This window comes from Mycobacterium shottsii (assembly GCF_010728525.1).
GTDB lineage: Bacteria > Actinomycetota > Actinomycetes > Mycobacteriales > Mycobacteriaceae > Mycobacterium > Mycobacterium marinum.
Genome location: NZ_AP022572.1, coordinates 4,861,722 through 4,883,242 on the forward strand (window position 1 = coordinate 4,861,722; position 21,521 = coordinate 4,883,242).

The 21,521-nt window shown below is 68.6% G+C and carries 17 protein-coding genes and 2 pseudogenes; 11 read left to right on the top strand and 8 right to left on the bottom strand.

Annotated features, from left to right (window positions below; all coding sequences use genetic code 11):
* Positions 1–4: 4 nt before the first annotated feature.
* Both secD and yajC read right to left on the bottom strand, forming a co-directional pair.
* On the bottom strand, positions 5–1,852 hold the full coding sequence (gene secD / locus G6N41_RS22470; protein WP_198965698.1) for a protein translocase subunit SecD: 1,848 nt from the start codon (positions 1,850–1,852) through the stop codon (positions 5–7).
* Between the two features lie 111 nt (positions 1,853–1,963).
* Complete coding sequence (gene yajC / locus G6N41_RS22475; RefSeq protein WP_036455828.1) at positions 1,964–2,305, bottom strand: preprotein translocase subunit YajC; 342 nt, start codon at positions 2,303–2,305, stop codon at positions 1,964–1,966.
* A gap of 229 nt (positions 2,306–2,534) precedes the next feature.
* On the opposite strand from yajC, the gene gabT reads away from it, so the two are divergent.
* The 4 genes from gabT to G6N41_RS29135 all read left to right on the top strand — a co-directional run bounded on the left by gabT (position 2,535) and on the right by G6N41_RS29135 (position 9,822).
* Positions 2,535–3,875: a 4-aminobutyrate--2-oxoglutarate transaminase gene (gene gabT / locus G6N41_RS22480; RefSeq protein ID WP_198965699.1), complete on the top strand. Its 1,341-nt coding sequence runs from the start codon at positions 2,535–2,537 to the stop codon at positions 3,873–3,875.
* 179 nt (positions 3,876–4,054) lie between these two features.
* Positions 4,055–7,579, top strand: coding sequence for a carboxylic acid reductase (car, locus tag G6N41_RS22485; RefSeq protein WP_198965700.1), 3,525 nt, complete (start codon positions 4,055–4,057; stop codon positions 7,577–7,579).
* A 153-nt stretch (positions 7,580–7,732) separates the two neighbouring features.
* Positions 7,733–9,547, top strand: a complete 1,815-nt coding sequence (locus tag G6N41_RS30370; RefSeq protein ID WP_263013093.1) for a PE family protein — start codon at positions 7,733–7,735, stop codon at positions 9,545–9,547.
* Positions 9,548–9,654: 107 nt separating this feature from the next.
* Positions 9,655–9,822 (top strand): hypothetical protein, encoded by a 168-nt coding sequence (locus G6N41_RS29135; protein ID WP_231608674.1) that lies wholly within the window; start codon positions 9,655–9,657, stop codon positions 9,820–9,822.
* A gap of 40 nt (positions 9,823–9,862) precedes the next feature.
* Here G6N41_RS29135 and G6N41_RS22495 read toward each other — a convergent pair whose 3' ends face one another.
* Complete coding sequence (locus G6N41_RS22495; RefSeq protein WP_036455824.1) at positions 9,863–10,561, bottom strand: hypothetical protein; 699 nt, start codon at positions 10,559–10,561, stop codon at positions 9,863–9,865.
* 89 nt (positions 10,562–10,650) lie between these two features.
* Positions 10,651–11,037, bottom strand: a complete 387-nt coding sequence (locus G6N41_RS22500; protein WP_036455822.1) for a DUF1304 domain-containing protein — start codon at positions 11,035–11,037, stop codon at positions 10,651–10,653.
* 194 nt (positions 11,038–11,231) lie between these two features.
* On the opposite strand from G6N41_RS22500, the gene G6N41_RS22505 reads away from it, so the two are divergent.
* A complete protein-coding gene (locus G6N41_RS22505) occupies positions 11,232–12,692 on the top strand; it encodes a PE family protein (RefSeq protein WP_198965701.1) in 1,461 nt (486 codons plus the stop codon).
* A gap of 220 nt (positions 12,693–12,912) precedes the next feature.
* Positions 12,913–14,646 (top strand): PE family protein, encoded by a 1,734-nt coding sequence (locus G6N41_RS22510; RefSeq protein WP_198965702.1) that lies wholly within the window; start codon positions 12,913–12,915, stop codon positions 14,644–14,646.
* Between the two features lie 25 nt (positions 14,647–14,671).
* Here G6N41_RS22510 and ruvB read toward each other — a convergent pair whose 3' ends face one another.
* The 3 genes from ruvB to ruvC are packed head-to-tail and all read right to left on the bottom strand — an operon-like array spanning position 14,672 to position 16,857.
* Positions 14,672–15,709 (bottom strand): Holliday junction branch migration DNA helicase RuvB, encoded by a 1,038-nt coding sequence (gene ruvB / locus G6N41_RS22515; RefSeq protein WP_012393880.1) that lies wholly within the window; start codon positions 15,707–15,709, stop codon positions 14,672–14,674.
* 3 nt (positions 15,710–15,712) lie between these two features.
* Positions 15,713–16,306, bottom strand: a complete 594-nt coding sequence (gene ruvA, locus G6N41_RS22520) for a Holliday junction branch migration protein RuvA (RefSeq protein WP_198965703.1) — start codon at positions 16,304–16,306, stop codon at positions 15,713–15,715.
* Positions 16,303–16,857, bottom strand: coding sequence for a crossover junction endodeoxyribonuclease RuvC (gene ruvC, locus G6N41_RS22525; protein ID WP_011739820.1), 555 nt, complete (start codon positions 16,855–16,857; stop codon positions 16,303–16,305). The genes ruvA and ruvC overlap by 4 nt, the downstream gene beginning before the upstream one ends.
* Positions 16,858–17,071: 214 nt before the next feature.
* On the opposite strand from ruvC, the gene G6N41_RS22530 reads away from it, so the two are divergent.
* From G6N41_RS22530 to G6N41_RS22550, 5 genes and pseudogenes are all read left to right on the top strand, one after another.
* Positions 17,072–17,680, top strand: a complete 609-nt coding sequence (locus G6N41_RS22530; protein ID WP_020728488.1) for a DUF4178 domain-containing protein — start codon at positions 17,072–17,074, stop codon at positions 17,678–17,680.
* 11 nt (positions 17,681–17,691) lie between these two features.
* Positions 17,692–18,204 (top strand): DUF2617 family protein, encoded by a 513-nt coding sequence (locus tag G6N41_RS22535; protein ID WP_020728487.1) that lies wholly within the window; start codon positions 17,692–17,694, stop codon positions 18,202–18,204.
* Positions 18,201–18,632: pseudogene (locus G6N41_RS22540) on the top strand (DUF4247 domain-containing protein). Before G6N41_RS22535 ends, G6N41_RS22540 begins: the two are co-directional and overlap by 4 nt.
* Positions 18,633–18,677: 45 nt before the next feature.
* On the top strand, positions 18,678–19,136 hold the full coding sequence (locus G6N41_RS22545; protein ID WP_198967978.1) for a DUF350 domain-containing protein: 459 nt from the start codon (positions 18,678–18,680) through the stop codon (positions 19,134–19,136).
* Positions 19,133–20,713, top strand: a complete 1,581-nt coding sequence (locus tag G6N41_RS22550; protein ID WP_198965704.1) for a polyamine aminopropyltransferase — start codon at positions 19,133–19,135, stop codon at positions 20,711–20,713. The genes G6N41_RS22545 and G6N41_RS22550 overlap by 4 nt, the downstream gene beginning before the upstream one ends.
* Positions 20,714–20,759: 46 nt before the next feature.
* On the opposite strand, the pseudogene G6N41_RS22555 reads toward G6N41_RS22550, so the two are convergent.
* Positions 20,760–21,464, bottom strand: a pseudogene (locus tag G6N41_RS22555) (PE family protein); the annotation flags it as partial.
* Between the last annotated feature and the right edge of the window lie 57 nt (positions 21,465–21,521).

Sequence of the window (21,521 nt, forward strand, 5' to 3'; positions counted from 1 at the left end):
GGCGTTATCCCCGTCCCGTCTTTGCGATGCCCGATCGAGTCCTCGAGTCGGAGGCACGCCGTTCGCGAGCAACCTGCTGAACCGCACCCAAGCCGTTGTAAGCCGGCTTTGCCAACCGTGGCGACTTAGAGGCCAAGTAGACCAGCGGCCAGGTCACCAGGAAGACCACGACGATGTCCAGAATCGTGGTGAGGCCCAGCGTGAATGCGAAACCCTTCACCTGCCCGATTGCCAGGAAGTACAGCACCGCGGCGGCCAGGAAGGTGACCGCGTTACCCGACACGATCGTCTTGCGGGCGCGCGCCCAACCTCGTGGCACCGCCGAGCGGAACGAACGACCCTCACGGATCTCGTCCTTGATTCGCTCGAAGAACACCACGAACGAGTCGGCGGTGGTGCCGATACCGATGATCAGACCCGCGATACCCGCCAGGTCCAGGGTGTAGTTGATATAGCGACCCAGCAACACCAGGATCGCGAAAACCATTGCGCCAGAGGCAACTAGCGATAGCGCCGTGAGCAACCCGAGCACCCGGTAATACAGCAGGGAGTAGAGCAGCACCAACGCCAGACCGATCGCGCCCGCGATCAGGCCCGCCCGCAGCGACGTCAAACCCAGTGTCGCCGAAACCGTTTGCGCCTCAGACGATTCGAAAGACAGCGGCAGCGAACCATATTTCAGGACGTTGGCCAGCTGGCGTGCGGTCGATGCGCTAAATGGTGGCTCTCCCCCACTGATCTGGGTCCGGCCGCCGGGTATCGCCTCCAGAATCTGCGGTGCGCTCACGACCTGTGAGTCCAAGGTGAAGGCGGTCTGAGTACCGATGTGGGCGGCCGTGTAGTCAGCCCAGGTGTTGGCCGCCTGGCTCTTGAACTGCAGATCCACCACGTAGCCGATGCTGCGCTGATCCATTCCGGAGGTGGCGTTTTGAATCTGATCGCCGCTGATGATCGACGGCGCCAGCAGGTAGGCGGTCTTGTGGTCGGTGGAGCAGGTCACCAGGGGCAACTTCGGGTCATCGTTGCCGGCCAGGATGTCGTCCTTGCCGCACTGGGTGGCCTCAAATTGCAGAGCGACCATCTGGATGTACTGGTTGGTGCTCTGCCGCCACTTCTTCTCCTGCGCAATGCGCTCAGCGAGATCCTTGCGCGGATCCGGCAGCGCGGGCTCTTCGCCCGGCGGCAAGTCCGCCGGCTGCTGGGCCCCGGTGGCGGGCGGCGCGGGGCTGCCCGTCGGGGTCGGGCTGGGAGCGGGAGCCGGCGACGCCGGTGGGTCCTGCGGATAGGGCCGCGGCTGCGCCCCCGGGCGGCCCGGAACTCCCGATTGCGGGGCAGCCGGCGCGCCGGGTTGTGGCGCAGCGGGAGCACCGGATTCGGGCGGTTGCCCCGCATTCGGTGCCGGTCCGCCTGGGGCGGGCGCAGTGCCGCCCGGCTGCTGCGGTTCCTGCTGCGGTTCTTGGGCAGCGGGCTGGGCCGGTATCGAGTTCATCACCGGCCGGATGTACAGCCGCGCGGTCTGCCCGAGGTTGCGAGCTTCGTTGCCGTCGTTTCCGGGCACCGTAATGACCAGGTTGTCACCGTCCACAACGACCTCGGAGCCAGACACACCGAGCCCGTTGACCCGGGCGCTGATGATCTGCTGGGCCTGGGCCAGCGCCTCGCGGCTGGGGGCCGAGCCGTCCGGGGTCCGCGCGGTCAGCGTGACCCGAGTGCCGCCCTGCAGGTCAATACCCAGTTTGGGGGCCGCCTTCTTGTCCCCGGTGAGGAAAACCAGCAGGTAGACGCCGATCAACAGGACCAGAAACACCGACAGGTAGCGGGCAGGATGCACCGGCGCAGAAGACGACGCCACGTTCCGTTTATCTCCTTGAAATTCCGTTCTTACCCCCGACAGAGCCTACGTGGCGCTGCGGGGCGCGTGCGTCACGCACGCGGCTTGCCGTGTTCGGACCCCGAACCCCGATCACAACTCCTTGGCTGTGTGGCTTTCCGAGATTTCCGAGATTTCCGGGCTTTCTGCATCGAGCTCGCCGTCGGAGTCGTCATCGGGCAGGATCCGGTCGCGTACGGCCAGCTTCATCCAGGTCGTGACCACACCGGGGGCGATCTCGAGGTCGACGGTGTCCTCGGTGATTCCGACGACGGTGGCCTGTAGGCCAGAAGTAGTGTGCACCCGGTCGCCAGGCTCGAGCGACTCGTGCAGGTCAATGGTGGCCTGCATGGCCTTGCGCTGCCGTCGCGAAGCGAAATACATGAAGCCGCCCATGATGAGCAGGAACGGCAGAAATAGGACGAAACTCTCCATCAACACGCCTGTCTTTCGAATCGGTATTCCCTCGGTATTCGAGGGCGGCGCCGAGCGTGACACCGGGCTCGCGCGCCTCGTAACGGTCCAGTCTGCCATTCCCGCAGGTCGTACCCCGACGGGCACCCGCCCCATTGCCGTCCCGCCCCACAGGGATCGCCGGGCTGGGGTGAGCAGATACGCTTTTACCCGCGACGCGACCGCCGCGCCGCGCGAGAGGAGAACACTCGTGGCCAGCCTCGATCAAAGTCGTCTCTTGGTCACCGAAATCCCCGGCCCCGCATCGTTGGAGCTCAACAAGCGCCGGGCCGCGGCGGTGTCGGGTGGCGTCGGGGTCACCCTGCCGGTGTTCGTGGTTCGCGCGGGTGGCGGAATCGTGGAGGACGCCGACGGCAACCGGCTGATCGACCTCGGCTCCGGCATCGCCGTCACGACTATCGGCAATGCGGCGCCCCGCGTCGTGGACGCGGTACAGGCCCAGGTGGAGCAGTTCACCCACACCTGCTTCATGGTGACCCCTTACGAGCAATACGTGGCCGTCGCCGAAGAGCTCAATCGGATCACCCCGGGCTCCGGCGAGAAACGGACGGTGCTGTTCAACTCCGGCGCCGAGGCGGTGGAGAACTCCATCAAGGTCGCCCGCGCACACACCCGCAAGCAGGCCGTGGTCGCGTTCGACTATGCCTACCACGGCCGCACCAACCTGACGATGGCCCTGACCGCCAAGTCCATGCCGTACAAGAGCGGCTTCGGCCCCTTTGCGCCGGAGATCTACCGCGCACCGGTGTCCTACCCCTACCGCGACAACCTGCTCGACAAAGACATCGCCACCGACGGTGAACTTGCCGCCGAACGCGCCATCAACCTCATCGACAAGCAGATCGGCGCCGCCAACCTGGCCGCGGTCATCATCGAACCGATCGCGGGCGAGGGCGGCTTCATCGTTCCGGCCGACGGTTTCCTGCCCGCGCTGCAGCGGTGGTGCCGCGACAACGACGTGGTGTTCATCGCCGACGAGGTGCAGACCGGATTTGCCCGCACCGGCGCCATGTTCGCGTGCGACCACGAGAACGTCGAGCCCGACCTGATCGTCACCGCCAAAGGCATCGCCGACGGATTCCCCCTGTCCGCGGTCACCGGCCGGGCCGAGATCATGGACGCCCCGCACACCAGCGGCTTGGGCGGCACCTTCGGGGGCAACCCGGTCGCATGTGCGGCGGCCCTGGCCACCATCGAAACGATCGAACGCGAAGGCATGGTCGAACGGGCCCGCCAGATCGAACGACTGGTGATGGACCGATTGCTGCGATTGCAAGCCGCCGATGACCGCCTCGGCGATGTGCGCGGCCGCGGCGCCATGATCGCCATGGAGCTGGTGAAATCGGGCACCGCCGAACCCGACGCTGCACTCACCCAAAAGCTGGCCGCCGCCGCCCATGCCGCCGGCGTAATTGTCTTGACGTGCGGAATGTTCGGCAACGTGATCCGGCTGCTGCCCCCGCTGACGATCAGCGACGAGCTGCTGTCCGAAGGCCTCGACATCCTGTGCCAGATCCTGGCCGACCTCTGACCGGCCCGTCCCCCATCCGTCGACACCTGGATTCGGCGGTGGGGTAGATCACACCATTTGGCGGCACTTGGCCGGGCCGAGGCATTGAGAAAGTTATTTACTTTAGCTAACATTCTAGTTGTCTAGCGCAACGTCGCGCGGTCAAATTCTCGATTTCTGAGCCTTTGCAAGGATCTGCCATGTCGCCAATCACGCGTGAAGAGCGGCTCGAGCGCCGCATCCAGGACCTCTACGCCAACGACCCGCAGTTCGCCGCCGCCAAACCCGCCACGGCGATCACCGCAGCGATCGAGCGGCCGGGATTACCGCTACCCCAGATCATCGAGAGCGTCATGACCGGATACGCCGATCGGCCGGCGCTCGCTCACCGTTCGGTCGAATTCGTGACCGACGCCGGCACCGGCCACACCACGCTGCGGCTGCTCCCCCACTTCGAAACCATCAGCTACGGCGAGCTTTGGGACCGCATCAGTGCACTGGCCGACGTGCTCAGCGCCGAACAGACGGTGCGACCGGGCGACCGGGTCTGCTTGTTGGGCTTCAACAGCGTCGACTACGCCACGATCGACATGACTTTGGCGCGACTGGGCGCGGTGGCCGTACCGCTGCAGACCAGCGCGGCGATAACCCAGCTGCGGCCGATCGTCGCCGAGACCCAGCCCACCATGATCGCGGCCAGCGTCGACGCACTCGATGACGCCACCGAATTGGCTCTGTCCGGTCAGACCGCTACCCGAGTCCTGGTGTTCGACCACTACCGGCAGGTTGACGCACACCGCGCAGCGGTCGAATCCGCCCGGGAGCGCCTGGCCGGCTCGGCGGTCGTCGAAACCCTGGCCGAGGCCATCACGCGCGGCGACGCGTCCCGCGGTGCGTCCGCCGGTTCGGCGCCCGGCACCGATGTGTCCGACGAGTCGCTCGCGCTACTGATCTACACCTCGGGCAGCACCGGTGCGCCCAAGGGCGCGATGTACCCCCGACGCAACGTTGCGACCTTCTGGCGCAAGCGCACCTGGTTCGAAGGCGGCTACGAGCCGTCGATCACGCTGAACTTCATGCCAATGAGTCACGTCATGGGCCGCCAAATCCTGTACGGGACGCTGTGCAATGGCGGCACCGCCTACTTCGTGGCCAAGAGCGATCTCTCCACCTTGTTCGAAGACCTGGCGCTGGTGCGGCCCACCGAGCTGACCTTTGTGCCACGCGTTTGGGACATGGTGTTCGACGAGTTCCAGAGTGAGGTCGACCGCCGCCTGGTCGACGGCACCGACCGGGTCGCGCTCGAAGCCCGGGTCAAGGCCGAGATACGCAACGACGTGATCGGTGGACGGTATACCAGCGCACTGACCGGCTCCGCCCCGATCTCCGACGAGATGAAGGCGTGGGTCGAGGAGCTGCTCGACATGCATCTGGTCGAGGGCTACGGCTCCACCGAGGCCGGCATGATCCTGATCGACGGAGCCATTCGGCGCCCGGCGGTACTCGACTACAAGCTGGTCGATGTTCCCGACCTGGGTTACTTCCTGACCGACCGGCCGCATCCGCGAGGCGAGTTGCTGGTCAAGACCGATAGTTTGTTCCCGGGCTACTATCAGCGAGCCGAAGTCACCGCCGACGTGTTCGATGCTGACGGCTTCTACCGGACCGGCGACATCATGGCCGAGGTCGGCCCCGAACAGTTCGTGTACCTCGACCGTCGCAACAACGTGTTGAAGCTGTCGCAGGGCGAGTTCGTCACCATCTCCAAACTCGAAGCGGTGTTTGGCGACAGCCCACTGGTACGGCAGATCTACATCTACGGCAACAGCGCCCGTGCCTACCTGTTGGCGGTGATCGTCCCTACCCAGGAGGCGCTGGACGCCGTGCCCGTCGAGGAGCTCAAGGCGCGGCTGGGCGACTCGCTGCAAGAGGTCGCAAAGGCCGCCGGGCTGCAGTCCTACGAGATCCCGCGCGACTTCATCATCGAGACAACGCCATGGACGCTGGAGAACGGCCTGCTCACCGGCATCCGCAAGTTGGCCCGGCCGCAGCTGAAGAAGCACTACGGCGAGCTTCTCGAGCAGATCTACACGGACCTGGCACACGGCCAGGCCAACGAACTGCGCTCGCTGCGCCAAAGCGGTGCCGATGCGCCGGTGCTGGTGACGGTGTGCCGTGCGGCGGCCGCGCTGTTGGGCGGCAGCGCCTCTGACGTCCAGCCCGATGCGCACTTCACCGATTTGGGCGGCGACTCGCTGTCGGCGCTGTCGTTCACCAACCTGCTGCACGAGATCTTCGACATCGAAGTGCCGGTGGGCGTCATCGTCAGCCCCGCCAACGACTTGCAGGCCCTGGCCGATTACGTCGAGGCGGCTCGCAAACCCGGCTCGACACGGCCGACCTTCGCCTCAGTCCACGGCGCCTCGAATGAGCAGGTCACCCAGGTGCATGCCGGTGACCTATCCCTGGACAAGTTCATCGATGCCGCAACCCTGGCCGAAGCTCCCCGGCTGCCCGCCGCAAACGCCCAAGTGCGCACCGTTCTGCTGACCGGCGCCACCGGCTTCCTCGGGCGCTACCTGGCCCTGGAATGGCTGGAGCGGATGGACCTGGTCGACGGCAAACTGATCTGCCTGGTCCGGGCCAAGTCCGACACCGAGGCACGGGCGCGGCTGGACAAGACGTTCGACAGCGGCGACCCCGAACTGCTGGCCCACTACCGTGCACTGGCCACCGACCACCTCGAGGTGCTCGCCGGTGACAAGGGCGAAGCCGACCTCGGACTGGACCGACAGACCTGGCAACGCCTGGCCGACACCGTCGACCTGATCGTCGACCCCGCGGCCCTGGTCAACCACGTACTGCCATACAGCCAGCTGTTCGGGCCCAACGCGCTGGGCACCGCCGAGCTGCTGCGGCTGGCGCTCACCTCCAAGATCAAGCCCTACAGCTACACCTCGACAATCGGTGTCGCCGACCAAATCCCGCCGTCGGCGTTCACCGAGGACGCCGACATCCGGGTCATCAGCGCCACCCGCGCGGTCGACGACAGCTACGCCAATGGCTACTCGAACAGCAAGTGGGCCGGCGAGGTGCTGTTGCGCGAGGCGCATGACCTGTGTGGCCTGCCGGTTGCGGTGTTCCGCTGCGACATGATCCTGGCCGACACCACATGGGCGGGTCAGCTCAATGTGCCGGACATGTTCACCCGGATGATCCTGAGCCTGGCGGCCACCGGTATCGCGCCGGGTTCGTTCTATGAGCTTGCGGCCGACGGCGCCCGGCAACGCGCCCACTATGACGGTCTGCCCGTCGAGTTCATCGCCGAGGCGATTTCGACTTTGGGTGCGCAGAGCCAGGATGGGTTCCACACGTATCACGTGATGAACCCCTACGACGACGGCATCGGACTCGACGAGTTCGTCGACTGGCTCAACGAGTCCGGTTGCCCCATCCAGCGCATCGCTGACTATGGCGACTGGCTGCAGCGCTTCGAAACCGCACTGCGCGCGCTGCCCGATCGGCAGCGGCACAGCTCACTGCTGCCGCTGTTGCACAACTATCGGCAGCCGGAGCGGCCCGTCCGCGGGTCGATCGCCCCTACCGATCGCTTCCGGGCGGCGGTGCAAGAGGCGAAGATCGGCCCCGAAAAAGACATTCCGCACGTCGGCGCGCCGATCATCGTGAAGTACGTCAGCGACCTGCGCCTACTCAGCCTGCTCTGAGGGCGGGAAGAAGTCCAACGGCCCGAACCCATCGTGGAGCTGGGCGGTGTTTGCAAATTTTTTGCTAACAATGTGAATTTTCTATGCGCTGCGCGTGAGGCGGGTGTCACATTCTTATAGGAGACTGACCGCCCTACCGCAGGAGCGCCGACGATGTCGTCTTTTGTAATCGCAACACCTGAGTTCTTGACCGCGGCAGCAAACGATTTGAGTGGGATCGGGGATGCCGTGCGGGCGGCTACCGGGGCAGTGGCGCCGTCGACCACGGCGATAGCCCCACTGGCCGGCGACGAGGTATCAGCGGCTGTCACCCGAATGTTTGGCGCCTACGCGCAAGAATTTCAAACGCTCAGCGCGCGCATGGAGCAGTTCCATACCGACTTTGTCCGGGCACTACTTACCGGCGCAGGAGCCTATTCGGGGGCTGAGGCCGCCAACGCCTCGCCGCTGCAAACCCTGGAGCAGGACCTGCTGGCGGGCATCAACGCCCCCAGCCAAATGCTGACCGGGCGCCCGCTGATCGGCAACGGCGCCAATGGGGTGGACGGCACCGGGGCGGCCGGTGGGGACGGCGGGTGGCTGGTAGGAAACGGCGGCATCGGCGGGTCGGGCGCGCCCGGGCAGGCCGGCGGCGCGGGCGGATCAGCGGGCCTGTGGGGTGCCGGCGGGGCCGGCGGCGCCGGCGGCAGCGCGACCACTCCCGGCGGGGCTGGCGGAGCCGGCGGGACCGGCGGCGCCAACGGGCTCATCGGCGGCGGCAACGGCGGGGTCGGTGGCGCCGGTGGAGCGGGTGCGGCCGGTGGAGCCGGTGCGGTCGGCAGCACCGCGCAAGCGGGTGGGGCTGGCGGTGACGGCGGGGCCGGTGGGGCCAATAGGCAACTGGTGTCGTTGTTCGGGGCCGGCGGGGCTGGCGGGGCCGGCGGGGCCGGCGGGGCCGGCGGGGCCGGCGCGGACGGAGCCGCGGGAACGTTGGGCTCAGCCGGCGTGACCGGACAAATCGGTGGTTTCGGTGGGGCCGGCGGGACCGGCGGGGCCGGTGGTGCCGACCAGTCGCTGATCGGTGGGTCCAGTGGTGGCGGCGGGGCCGGGGGCCTGGGCGGGGCCGGCGGCCTGGGCGGCAACGGCGGCGTCGCAACGGGCTTTGGCATGACCGGTGGCGACGGCGCAATGGGCGGCACCGGCCGCGCCGCCGGCGCCGCGGGGGCCGCCGGCGCCGTGACCGTACCAGTCAATTTCTTGGCGCATGCCGGCTCCGACGGCGACATCGGTACCGGCGGCAACGGCGGTCTCGGCGGCAACGGTGGGGCCGGCAGCATCGGCACCACCGGCACCGACGGCACATCGCCGACCACGGGCGGCCCCGGTGGCGCTGGGAGCGCCGGGGGTGACGGAGGCGCTGGCGGCGCCGGCATCGGTGGGGTCGGCGGCGGGTCCGGTGGCAACGGCGGTCTCGGCGGCAACGGTGGCGCCGGCGGCCACGGCGGTATCAACACCGGCACCGGCGGCACCGCCAGCGCGAGCGGCGGTACCGGCGGCAACGGCGGGGCCGGCGGCCGCCCGGGGCCGCCAACGCCATCGGCGGTCAGGGCGGCCAAGGCGGTATTGGCGGAAATGGCGGAAATGGCGGCAACAACACCTCTGGCATCGATACCGCCGTCGGATATGCCGGCGGTGGCGGAGGAGGTGGCGCGGGCGGCCACGGCGGCAACGGCGGAGGCAACGGTGCCCTCGGCGGCCAAGGCGGCACCGGCGGCACCGGCGGCACCGGCGGCACGGCATCCAGTAGCAACACCGGCCCGACCCCCAGCGCCGGTACCGGCGGAGGCGGTACCGGCGGCGGCGGAGGAGGAGGCGGCGCGGGTGCCGCCGCCGGGACGGGTGCCGTCGGCGGGGGCGGCGGCGGAGGAGGCGCCGCCGGCGGCGCCGGTGGCACCGCCGGAAATGGAGGCGCGGGAGGCAACGCCATAGCGTTCGCCGGCAGCACCACCTTCAGCAGCGCCTTCGGCGGCTCCGGAGGCACCGGGGCTCCCGGGGGCACCGGCGGCGGTGGCGGCGGCGGTCCCCTGGCCTCCACCTTGAGCCTTGACGCTGGTAACGGCGCCGATGGAGTCAACGGCGGCAACGGAGGAACGGACACCACCAGCGGCGGCTCGGGCGGCACGGGTGCGGGCGCGGGCGGCCAGGGCGGCAATTCCTTCCAATTTGTGCCCAGCGCCGCGGGCGGCGCCGGCCAGTCCGGTTAGTACCGGCGCCGGCCGGCGGCCAGGTCGCTCTAACCGCCGGCTACACGCCGGCGCGGTGTCGCCGGAACGGGTGAAACGCCAGGCCGTGATGCTCGGTCCCGGCCTCGCTCTCCTCGGGTTCCTTCGGCGCTTCCTCTTCCGTTGCCTCGTCCTTTGACTCGGGATCCTTGGACTCGGGCTCGTCCTGCGGCTCCTCCTCGGCTGTCTGGTCCGCCTCGGGCGCGTAGGCCGCATAGGCCGGCGCCTCGGCCGGCGCGGGTACCGGTTGGACATCGCGCGCCAATCGCGCCACCAGCCTTGCCAAGACGGCACCGGCCAAGAACACGATCACCACACCCAGGCCCGAAAAGTACGAGACCTCGATGAGGGCGCGTTTGAAGTTCGTGGCCGCGACCGGGTCACCAACGGAGCCGATCCTCAACAGTGGGGCCAGCGACACGCCGACCACAAACCAGGCTCCGGCAAGACCGGCCAGCCAGCCACCGAACACCGCACTGGCGCGGTTTGTGGAAATGATCAATAGCAGCCCAGCGACCACGGTCACGATGCCAGGCAACACCTCCAGCCAACCTCGGGCGGCGGTCCACGCGTGGCCAGGGGTATAGCCGAAATCGAAGCTAGGCCCGACAAATGGGATCAGCGCTCCCCAGGCGCCCAGAACCACTAGAAGTATCCCGGTCACCGCGCCGCGTGAGCGTGGCATGCCCAACCGGGCGGGGCGATCTTCTGTGTGCGTCATCGCAATCTCCTCTTCCGATACCTTTTCGGGTACCCGAAAGCCGAGGCGATGTAACACCCGTCACAGAATCAAGGCAGCAGCGAATCACACTACGACGCGAGCCCGAGCCCGAGCAGGACCAGGCTGATCACCGGGAACAGGCCCTGTGTCACCGCGGCTCGTGCCTTGTCCGGCGCCGAGATCAACAACACGACCGCCGCCGCGGCCATCGATCCGATGCCGGCGAAGATGAGTGCGGCTCCGATCCCGTTGTGGCCCATGGCCACACCAGCGATGCCCAATCCGCTGACAATCGCCAGAAACAGGTTGTAGAAACCCTGATTGAAGGCCAGCAGCTTGGTGGTTTCAGCTTCCTCCGCCGTCGTGCCAAACGTCGCGCGGGTGCGCGGCGAGGTCCAGGTCAGCGACTCCATGGTGAAGATGTAGACGTGCAGTAGTCCCGCCAGCGCGGCGAATATCAACCCGGCGATGATCATCATCACGGCCTTCCACTCGAACTACTCGAACGGCACCGGCTCGGTTCACCCGGCGGGTGGAGTCGGGTATGCGCGACCATACCGACCCGGACCAGGCTCGAAACGCCAGGTTGGGAGCAGATCGGGCAACGCCGCCCCAAAAGGCCCAGGCATTCCTATTATGTGTAAGGCACATCACACAGGTGGAGGTTCAAATGGCGTTTGTGATCGCGGCCCCGGAGCTGGTGAGCGCGGCAGCCGAGAACGTGGCGAGTATCGGCACCTCGTTGGGCGCGGCCAACGCCGCCGTCGCGGCGTCGACCACCAGCGTGCTCTCGGCGGGCGCCGATGACGTGTCGCAGGCCATCGCCGCACTACTGAGTAGTCACGGCGCGCAATATCAAGCGCTCAGCGCTCAGGCCGCGCAGTTCCACCAGGGCTTCATGCAGCTACTCAACTCTGCCGGCGGAGCCTACGCCGGCAGAGAAGCCGCCAACGTCTCCCCACTGCAGACCTTGGAATCCAACGTGTTGGGCGCACTGAACACACCCACCCAGGCGATCTTCGGACGGCCCCTGATCGGCGACGGCGCCAACGGAACCGCGACGAGCCCCAACGGCGGTGCCGGCGGATTCTTGTACGGCAACGGCGGCAACGGCTACAGCTTCGCCAGCGGGGGCACCCAGAGTGGCGGCACCGGCGGCTCGGCCGGACTGATCGGCAACGGCGGCAACGGCGGCAACGGCTTCCTCGGCGGGGCCGGCGGAGCCGCGGGCAGCGGCGGCTGGCTCGCCGGTAGCGGCGGCAACGGAGGTGCCGGGGGCTCGGTGACCGGCGTCGGCGAGATCGGCGGCGCAGGCGGGGCTGGCGGCAGCGCCCCCTTGCTGGGCTGGGGCGGCAATGGCGGGGCTGGCGGTGACTCCACTCAGGGCGCCGGCGGGGCCGGCGGCGCCGGCGGGACCGGCGCTACTGCCGGAGGGGACGGCGGAGTCGGCGGCGAAGGATCCGGTCGTTTGTTTGGTCTGGGTGGCGCCGGCGGCGCCGGCGGAACCGGCACAACCTCCGGCGGTGTCGGCGGCGACGGCGGTGCGGGCGGCGGCCTGCTGTTCGGCCTGGGCGGCTCCGGTGGGGCCGGCGGCGAGAGCGGCGTGATCATCGGCTACGCCCAGTCCGGGGCCGGCGGCATCGGTGGCTACGGCGGCGACATCGGTGGCACCGGCGGCGACGGCGGCGTGGCCGGTGTGCTCGTCGGCGCGGGTGTCGGAGGGTTCGGCGGGATGGGCGGCGCCGGCACAACCGGTGGCGCGGGCGGTGTCGGCGGCCAGGGCGTCACACTCACGGGACTGGGCGTCGGTGGCATCGGCGGAGTTGGCGGATTCGGCACCGCCACTGGCGGGGACGGCGGTGCGGGCGGCCAAGGCGCCGCGCTGTGGGGCGCGGGCTTCGGCGGCGACGGTGCTGTCGGTGGCAACAGTTTCGTCGGAGCAGGCGGCAACGGCGGTGACGGCGGCAACGGCGGCGGACTGTTCAACATCGGGCGCGGCGGGGACGGCGGCAACGGCGGCAATGCCGGTGCCACCGGTGGCAACGGCGGCACCCCTGGCACCGGCGGCAACGGCGGCACCGGCGGCACCGGCGGCATATTGATCGGCGCCGACGGGACGAACGGATCCTGATATCGGGCTGGCCGCGGCGCGCGGACACACGCGACACCCCGCTGCGGCCACTCGTCACACCCATTTGGCGGACAAAAGCGCCGGTTGACCCAGGTCGGCCGGGGCGGCACAAAACCTGAGACAAAAAGTCTCACCAAACGAAGGCAACCCCAACCAAGTTCAGTAAAAATGGCTTCTTTAGCTTGTTGGTGCGGGTGACCTGACTTGGGTGGAGGCCTAGATGGGGTTTGTGTTCGCGACTCCGGAGCTAGTGAGCGCGGCGGCGCAAGATGTGGCAAACATCGGCACATCGTTGGGCGCGGCCAACGCCGCCGTCGCAGCACCGACCACCAGCGTGCTGGCAGCGGGTGGCGATGATGTGTCGCACGCCATCGCCACAATGCTGAGGAATCACGGAGCGCAATACCAAGCGCTCAGCGCCCAGGGCGCCCAGGTACACCAGCGCATTGTCCAGCTGCTCAACTCGGCCAGCGGAGCCTACGCAAGCGCAGAGGCCGCCAACGCCTCCCCACTGCAGACCCTGGAATCCACCGTGCTGGACGCGGTGAACACACCCACCCAGGCGCTGTTCGGACGCCCGCTGATCGGCAACGGCGCCAACGGAACCGCGACAAGCCCCAACGGCGGTGCCGGCGGCATCCTGTACGGCAACGGCGGCAACGGCTACAGCTTCACCAGCGGGGGGCTCCAAAACGGCGGCAGCGGCGGCTCGGCCGGATTGATCGGCAACGGCGGCAACGGCGGCAACGGCTTCCTCGGCGGGACCGGCGGAGCCGGTGGCAGCGGCGGCTGGCTCGCCGGCAGCGGCGGCAACGGCGGTGCCGGCGGTTCGGTGAGCGGCATCGGCGAGATCGCGGGTGCAGGCGGGGCCGGCGGCAACGCGCCCTTGCTGGGCTGGGGCGGCAACGGCGGGGTCGGCGGCAACGCTCCCCAGGGCACCGGCGGTATCGGCGGCGCCGGCGGAGCCGGCGGCGCGCTCTCGGCCGTCGGCGGCAGCGGCGGAACCGGCGGGAGCGGCGGCGTGGCCGGAGGGGACGGCGGCGCTGGCGGCGCCGGGCGCGGTCTGTTCTATGGCCTGGGCGGCGCCGGCGGCATGGGCGGTTCAGCCACCGCCGTTACCCGCCACACCGGAGGTACCGGCGGTGTGGGCGGTGAGGGCGGCGCCGTGTTCGGCTACGCCCAGGGCGGCACCGGCGGCATCGGCGGTTTCGCCAACGACACCGGCGGCCTGGGCGGCCAGGGCGGTGACGCCACAGCGCTGCTTGGTGTCGGAGTTGGCGGCGCCGGCAGCATCGGCGGCGCCGGCAACGCCGCCGCCAGCGCGGGCGGTGCGGGCGGCGCAGGAGCCGCACTCGTCGGTGTCGGCGTCGGCGGTATCGGTGGTATCGGTGGCTTCGCAAACGGCACCAGCGGCGCCGGGGGCGCGGGTGGTTCCGGCGCGGCCGTGATGGGCTTGGGCGTCGGCGGCGCCGGCAGCATCGGTGGGGCCGCCAACTCCACCGCGGGTGCCGGCGGCGACGGCGGTGAGGGTGTCGCACTCGTCGGCGTCGGCGTCGGCGGCGCCGGCGGCATCGGCGGATTCGCCAACGACTTCGGCGGCGCCGGTGGCCAGGGCGGTCAGGGCGCCGTGCTCATCGGCGCGGGCTTCGGCGGTGCGGGCGGCGACGGCGGCTCGGCAACCGTCAACGCCGTGGGCAATGGCGGCGACGGCGGCAACGCGGGCGCGTTGTTCGGCATCGGCGCCGGTGGACACGGTGGCAACGCCGGCAGTGGCGTGGGGGCGGCCAACGGCGGCACCGGCGGCAGCGTCGGGGTGATTTCCGACGGCTCGTTTACCCCGACACCCGTGGGCTACGGGGGCAACGGAGGCAACGGCGTCAATGGAGGAACCGGCGGTACCGGCGGCAGCGGCGGTACGCTGATCGGCACCGATGGGACGAACGGCTCTCCCTAGCCAGCACCGCCGCCCGGCCCACTCGCTACTCGAACAGCCCCGGCTGATTCGCTCCCGCCGGTGGCGTCATCCCCAGGTGGGTCCAGGCCAACGCGGTGGCCACCCGGCCGCGTGGAGTCCGCGCGACCATGCCGGCACGGACCAGGAACGGCTCACACACCTCCTCCACGGTGCTGGCCTCCTCCCCTACCGCCACCGCCAGCGTCGACACACCGACCGGACCGCCACTGAAACTGCGGGTCAGGGCGGAAAGCACGGCACGGTCCAGCCGATCCAGGCCCAGCTCGTCGACGTCGTAAACCGCCAGCGCCGCCTTGGCGACATCACGGGTGATCACCCCGTCGGCACGAACCTCGGCAAAGTCACGGACGCGGCGCAGCAGCCGGTTGGCGATCCGCGGCGTCCCGCGTGATCGGCGGGCGATCTCGGCCCCCGCGTCCGCACCGAGTTGGATGCCCAGAATTCCGGCGGAACGGACCAGCACTCGCTCCAGCTCGGCTGGCTCATAAAAATCCATGTGCGCGGTGAAACCGAACCGGTCACGTAGCGGACCCGTCAACGCGCCGGATCGGGTGGTGGCACCGACCAGGGTGAACGGCGCAACATCCAGCGGAATCGATGTCGCCCCCGGCCCTTTGCCGACCACCACGTCGACCCGGAAATCCTCCATGGCCAGATAGAGCATCTCCTCGGCGGGCCGGGCGATGCGGTGAATCTCGTCGATGAACAGCACGTCATGCTCGACCAGGTTGGACAACATAGCGGCCAGATCGCCGGCCCGCTCGAGCGCGGGACCCGATGTCATCCGCAGGGAGGAACCAAGCTCGGCGGCGATGATCATCGCCAGCGAGGTCTTCCCGAGCCCGGGCGGACCGGACAACAGAATGTGATCCGGTGTGCCGCCGCGATTCTTGGCGCCCTGAATCACCAGCTGAAGTTGTTCGCGCACCCGTGGCTGGCCGATGAACTCACGCAATGAGCGCGGCCGCAGGCTGACGTCGACATCGCCATCGCCAACGGTCAGCGCCGGTGAGACCTCGCGCTCATCGGGATCGGTGCTCATCGGCTATCGGGCCTTCCCCAACAACGACAGGGCGGCACGCAGCGCGCTAGATGTCGTCGCCTCGCCGTCGCCGGCCAACACCTTGTCGGTGGCCTCCTCGGCCTGCTTGGCGGCGAACCCGAGGCCGACCAGGGCTTCGACCACCGGAGCACGCACGGTGTGACCGTTTGCCGCGGGCGCGGTGGCGGCCGAGCCCGCTGGACCGACTTTGTCGCGCAGCTCCACCACCATGCGCTCGGCGCCGCGTTTACCAATTCCGGGTACCCGGGTCAGCGCGGTGACATCGCCGTCGGCCAACGCCTGCCGAAGCCCGTTGGCGTCGTGCACCGACAGCGTCGCCATCGCCAACCGGGGCCCCACTCCAGACACCGACAGCAGTGTCAGGAACAGATCGCGGGTCTCACCGTCAACGAAGCCGTACAGGGTCATCGAATCCTCGCGCACGATCATCGCGGTGATCAGGCGGGCATCGGTCCCCTGCCGCAGCGTCGCCAGAGTCGACGGCGTCGCGTTCACCCGGTAGCCGACACCGGCGGCCTCGACGACCACGTGATCGAGTGCCACCTCGAGTACCTCACCACGTAGCGACGAGATCATCGGGCGGCCTTGAGTTTGGCGGTATAGCTGCGCCGTTGTTGTTCGGCCAGCGCATGTGCTTTGGCCATCTGGGCGATCATAGGCGCCCTCCAGCAATGACAGATTGCCAACGCCAGTGCGTCGGCGGCGTCGGCCGGCGTCGGTTTGGTCTGCAGCGCAAGAATTCTGGTGACCATCGCGGTGACCTGCGCCTTGTCGGCAGTACCGTTGCCGGTGACCGCCGCCTTCACCTCGCTCGGGGTATGAAAGTGCACCTCCACACCGCGCTTGGCCGCCGCCAGTGCGACCACGCCGCCGGCCTGCGCGGTGCCCATCACGGTCTTCACATTTTGCTGGGAGAACACCCGCTCGATCGCAACCACATCCGGACGATGCGTTTCCAGCCAGTGTTCAACGGCCTCGTTGATGGCCAGCAGCCGACTCGACAACGGGGCATCTGACGGCGTGCGCACCACGTCGACGTCCAGCGCAGTGAGCTGCCGACCCTGGCCGCTCTCGATCAGAGACAGCCCACACCGCGTCAACCCGGGGTCGACGCCCATCACCCGCACTGCATGCTCCCGCCTTCCGCCCTGCCGAGTCCGAACAATTGTTCGATAGCCTAGCGGCTGGCCGCGACACCGGCCGGCAGGACACGCGCGAGTTGCTCACCCGATCAATGCGGTTTGGCTGCACCCGGCCCCGGCGAAGCTGTTACGTTTAAGCACCATCGATGCGCCGTGATTGGCAAACCACTGCACGGCAGCGCGGTACTGGAGGGTATGCGTGGGAACTCTGCTGGTTCTGCTGGCCGTGATGCTATTCATCGCCTCCATCATCGTTCTCACGGTGGCGCTGCGGCGGCCCAAGACACCAGCCAAACCCGGCCAGCGCCAAGATCCGCTCGCCTTCAACGCGATGCCGCAGTTCGGACCACGGCAACTGGGCCCGGGTGCGATCGTCAGTTACGGCGGCGTCGACTATGTGGTGCGCGGATCGGTGACGTTCCGCGAGGGCCCCTTCGTGTGGTGGGAGCATCTGCTCGAAGGCGGCGACGAGCCGATCTGGTTCAGTGTCGAAGAGGATGAGGGGCGGCTGGAGCTCGCGATGTGGACCAAGCGCACCGATCTTGCGTTGCAGCCCAGCGGCGTTCACGTGGTCGACGGCGTCACGTTCCGGGAAGAGGAGCGGGGACGTGCCGGCTACACCACCGAGGGAACGACAGGGCTGCCGGCCGGCGGGGACATGGACTATGTCGACTACGTCAGTGCCGACGAGTCCGCGCTGCTGGGTTTCGAGCGCTGGGCCCCGGACATGCCGTGGGAGATCTCCACGGGTAAGACCGTGCTGACCGGCGAGCTGACCGTCTACCCCGCGCCCCCGGCCGCCGGCTAGGGATTAGATCGGTGCCGCTTCATCAGCTCGCCGTGGTTCCGGCCGACGTATCCGGGGCGCGCCTTGGGCTTGCGCTCAACGTGCCCGCGCCGCCGCCGCTGGCTACCTGCCGGATGGACCACCCCGATGGGGGTACGTTGCTGCTCGGTGTGCTGGGCGCATCACACGTCATCACCGTGGCGCACCGCGACGGCGACTTTTCCGAACAGGTCTCCTGCGCGGTTGGCGGCCACGGTGAAAGCCTTCCCGAGCGCACCGAGGCGCCCGGCTATCTCCTGGAATCGCGCACCGAGACGCACGATGAATCGAGCTTCCGCAGCCTTGCGCACGACCTGCGACAGCGCTGCAGCCGCGACAACGGTTGGCTGGGCGGCGTGTTTCCCGGCGACGAGGCCGCGTTGACCGCACTGCGCGCCGAACCCGAGGGCAAGGGCTGGCGCTGGCATACCTGGCATCTGTACCCGCTGCACCCCGGCGGATCCGGCGGGACCGTCGTGCACACTACGAGTCGGTGGCATCCATGAGCCGCAACCGGTTGTTCGTCATCGCCAGCGCGCTGGCCGTCCCCGCCTTGGTGGCCATGGTTTTCGGAGTATCCCTGTTGAACCGCAACATCGGCTCCTATATCGCCTCGCACTATCAGTAAGAATCACGTGACGTCAACGCAACGCGCTACCTCTGCGAAGGATCGCCCAAGCAGGTGGCCAACACACTGTCAAGATACAAGTCACCGGCCGCGCGCGCGTCTTATGGCGAAACCGATTACCTGCGCTACCGGCACAACATTGTCAGCGTCGGCCCCGCTGGCACCCATCCGTGCATCATCAAAGTCGAAAACCTCAGCGCCGGATACAACCACGACTCGTACATCTTTCTCGGCCCCGGGTTCTATCCCGGATCTCCGTCGGGTGGTTCGGCCGGCAGCCCCGGCGGCCCGGGCGGCAGCAAGTAAGATCCACTTGGCGCACACGCAAAGGAGACAGCCATTTACCAGGCCATCAACCAGGCCGGAGTCCAGTTCGGCACCCTCAGCGTCGATCCGCTCCTGCGGGGCGTGGTCGCCAGCGTTCTGTACTTCCTGGTCGCCTTCGCCATCCTGATCGTCGGCTTCGTGATGGTCAACCTGCTGACCCCGGGAAACCTGCGCACCCTGGTGTTCGTCGAACGTCGCCCCAACGCGGTCGTGCTGGCCTGCTCCATGTACGCCGCGCTGGCCCTGGTCATCATCAGCGCCATCTTCACCAGCTCCAACCAGCTCGGCGAGGGCCTGCTCTGGGTCGCGCTCTACGGGCTCGTCGGCGTCGCCCTGCAAGGGGCGGCGCTGGTAGTCCTCGAAATTGCAGTGCCGGGCCGCTTTCGGGGTCACATCGAGGCGACCCAACTGCATCCAGCAGCCTTTGCCACCGCGGTGATGCTGCTGTCGGTGGGAGGTGTGATCCCTGCCGCGCTGTCATGACCGCGACTGATCACGCACCGGCACCCGACACCGTCGGGACCGTGACGGCCTCGGGACGCTGGCGGGCACTGCTGCTGGCGGCCGTCGCGGCATGTGCGGCGTGCGGCATCATCTACGAACTCGCGCTGCTCACGCTGTCGACCAGCCTGGATGGTGGCGGCATCGTGGCCACCTCGTTGATCGTGGCCGGCTACATCGCCGCGCTGGGTGCCGGTGCCTTGCTGGTCAAACCGCTGCTGGCGCACGCGGCCATCGCCTTCATCGCGGTCGAAGTCCTGCTGGGCATCATCGGCGGGCTGTCCGCGGCGGCGCTCTACGTGGCGTTCGCCTTCATCGATGGGTCGACCTGGGTGCTTGCGCTGGGCACCGCCCTGATCGGCGGACTGGTCGGTGCCGAGGTCCGACTGCTGATGACGCTCCTGCAGCGCGGCCGGTTGGCCCGGGCGGCCGACACCGGCCGCACCCTGGCCAACCTCAACGCCGCCGACTACCTGGGGGCCCTGATCGGTGGACTGGTCTGGCCTTTCGTCCTGCTGCCGCATCTGGGGATGATCCGCGGTGCGGCCGCCACCGGCATCGTCAACCTGGTGGCGGCGGCCGTCGTGTCGATCTTCCTGCTCCGTCAGGTCGTTTCTACCCGGCAGCTGGCGATGGCGCTGTGCTGTCTGCTTGCCGCGCTCGGGCTGCTGATCACGCTGCTGGTCCATGCCCGCGACATCGAGACCACCAGCCGCAAAGAGCTTTACGCCGACCCGATCATCGCCTACCGGCACACCTCCTACCAGGAGATCGTGGTGACCCGGCGCGGCAACGACCTGCGTCTGTACCTCGATGGCGGGCTACAGTTCTCCACCCGAGACGGGTACCGCTACACCGAAAGCCTGGTCTACCCGGCACTGGGTGACGGCGCCCGCTCGGTGCTGGTGCTGGGCGGCGGTGACGGACTGGCGGCCCGTGAACTGCTGCGCCTGCCCCGCATCGAGCGGATCGTGCAGGTGGAACTGGACCCCGCGGTCATCGAGCTGGCGCGCACCACCATGCGCGAGGCCAACGGTGGTGCGCTGGATGACCCGCGCGTGCAGGTGGTGATCGGCGACGCGATGAAATGGCTGCGCGGGACTGACTCGGGCCAGTCCCGCCGCTTCGACACGATCATCGTTGAACTGCCCAATCCGGATACTCCGGCGTTGGGGCGGATGTATTCCGCCGAGTTCTATGCGCTTGCCGCCCGCGCCCTTGCCCCCGATGGCTTGATGGTGGTGCAGGCCGGCAGCCCGTTTTCCACCCCGACCGCGTTCTGGCGCACCGTCTCGACCATCAAGGCCGCCGGATATGCGGTCACGCCCTACCACGTCCACGTGCCCACCTTCGGCGACTGGGGATTCGCCCTGGCCAGGCGCGGCGGCACCGCGCCCATCCCCGCCGTACCGGCCGACGCGCCGTCGCTGCGTTTCCTCAACCAGCCGGTGCTCAACGCCGCCACCGTGTTCTCCAGCGACGTCGGACCCACCATGCTCGAGCCGTCCACCCTGGACAATCCGCGCATCGTCGAGGACATGCGCCGGGGATATAGGTAGATCGCGGCCGGCTCTAGAATTCGCGGCGGCCGCAACGTGTTCAGCCGCCCCCGGTTCCGCCACCGCCACCGCTGCCACCGATGACCCCGTTGGGGCCGGCGCCCGCAGAGCCGACCTGGCCGGACCATCCAAAGCCGCTCTCGCCGCCATGGCCGCCCGTGCCACCACTTCCGCCGGGGGCACCCGTGCCGAAAGGCGGCGGAGTTCCTGTCCCGGTGCCACCGGCACCGCCATCGCCGCCGGTGCCGTAAAACAACCCGCCACGCCCTCCGGCCCCGCCGGCCTGGCCCACCGCACCCGAGCCACCGCTACCGCCGTTGCCCCACAAGATGCCCCCGGCCGCACCGGCCTGCCCGGTCCCTGCGGCCCCGTCAGCACCTTTGCCGATCAGCGGCCGCCCGAACAATGCCTGGGTGGGAGCATTGATCAGGTTCAGCAGGTCTTGCTCGACGTTCTGCAGCGGCGACACGTTGACCAGTTCGGCGGCCGAATAGGCGCCGACACCGTCGGTCAGCGTCTGCACAAACTGCTCATGAAAGACCGAGAGCTGCGTGCTGATCGCCTGGTACTCCACCGCGTGCGTGCCGAACAACGCCGCGATCACCGCTGATGCCTCGTCGGCGCCGGCGGCCAATATGGTCGTGGTCGACCCCGCCGACGCCACATTGGCCGCGCCGATCGTCGACCCCAACCGCTCCAAATCCGATGCCGCGACCGCCACCATCTCGGGAGCCACACCCACAAAAGACATCTCGCACCTTCCCGCAACCCGCCCCTGGCCAGCGGTCACCGACACGTCAAAGCCGTG

Excerpts from the sequence above, each read along its gene's own strand:
- G6N41_RS30370 (WP_263013093.1), top strand. The coding sequence starts at position 7,733 with ATGTCGTCTTTTGTAATCGCAACACCTGAGTTCTTGACCGCGGCAGCA.
- G6N41_RS22510 (WP_198965702.1), top strand. The coding sequence starts at position 12,913 with ATGGGGTTTGTGTTCGCGACTCCGGAGCTAGTGAGCGCGGCGGCGCAA.
- ruvA (WP_198965703.1), bottom strand. The coding sequence starts at position 16,306 with ATGATCTCGTCGCTACGTGGTGAGGTACTCGAGGTGGCACTCGATCAC.
- yajC (WP_036455828.1), bottom strand. The coding sequence starts at position 2,305 with ATGGAGAGTTTCGTCCTATTTCTGCCGTTCCTGCTCATCATGGGCGGC.
- ruvB (WP_012393880.1), bottom strand. The coding sequence starts at position 15,709 with ATGAGCACCGATCCCGATGAGCGCGAGGTCTCACCGGCGCTGACCGTT.
- G6N41_RS22505 (WP_198965701.1), top strand. The coding sequence starts at position 11,232 with ATGGCGTTTGTGATCGCGGCCCCGGAGCTGGTGAGCGCGGCAGCCGAG.
- G6N41_RS22550 (WP_198965704.1), top strand. The coding sequence starts at position 19,133 with ATGACCGCGACTGATCACGCACCGGCACCCGACACCGTCGGGACCGTG.
- G6N41_RS22495 (WP_036455824.1), bottom strand. The coding sequence starts at position 10,561 with ATGACGCACACAGAAGATCGCCCCGCCCGGTTGGGCATGCCACGCTCA.
- G6N41_RS22500 (WP_036455822.1), bottom strand. The coding sequence starts at position 11,037 with ATGATCATCGCCGGGTTGATATTCGCCGCGCTGGCGGGACTACTGCAC.
- car (WP_198965700.1), top strand. The coding sequence starts at position 4,055 with ATGTCGCCAATCACGCGTGAAGAGCGGCTCGAGCGCCGCATCCAGGAC.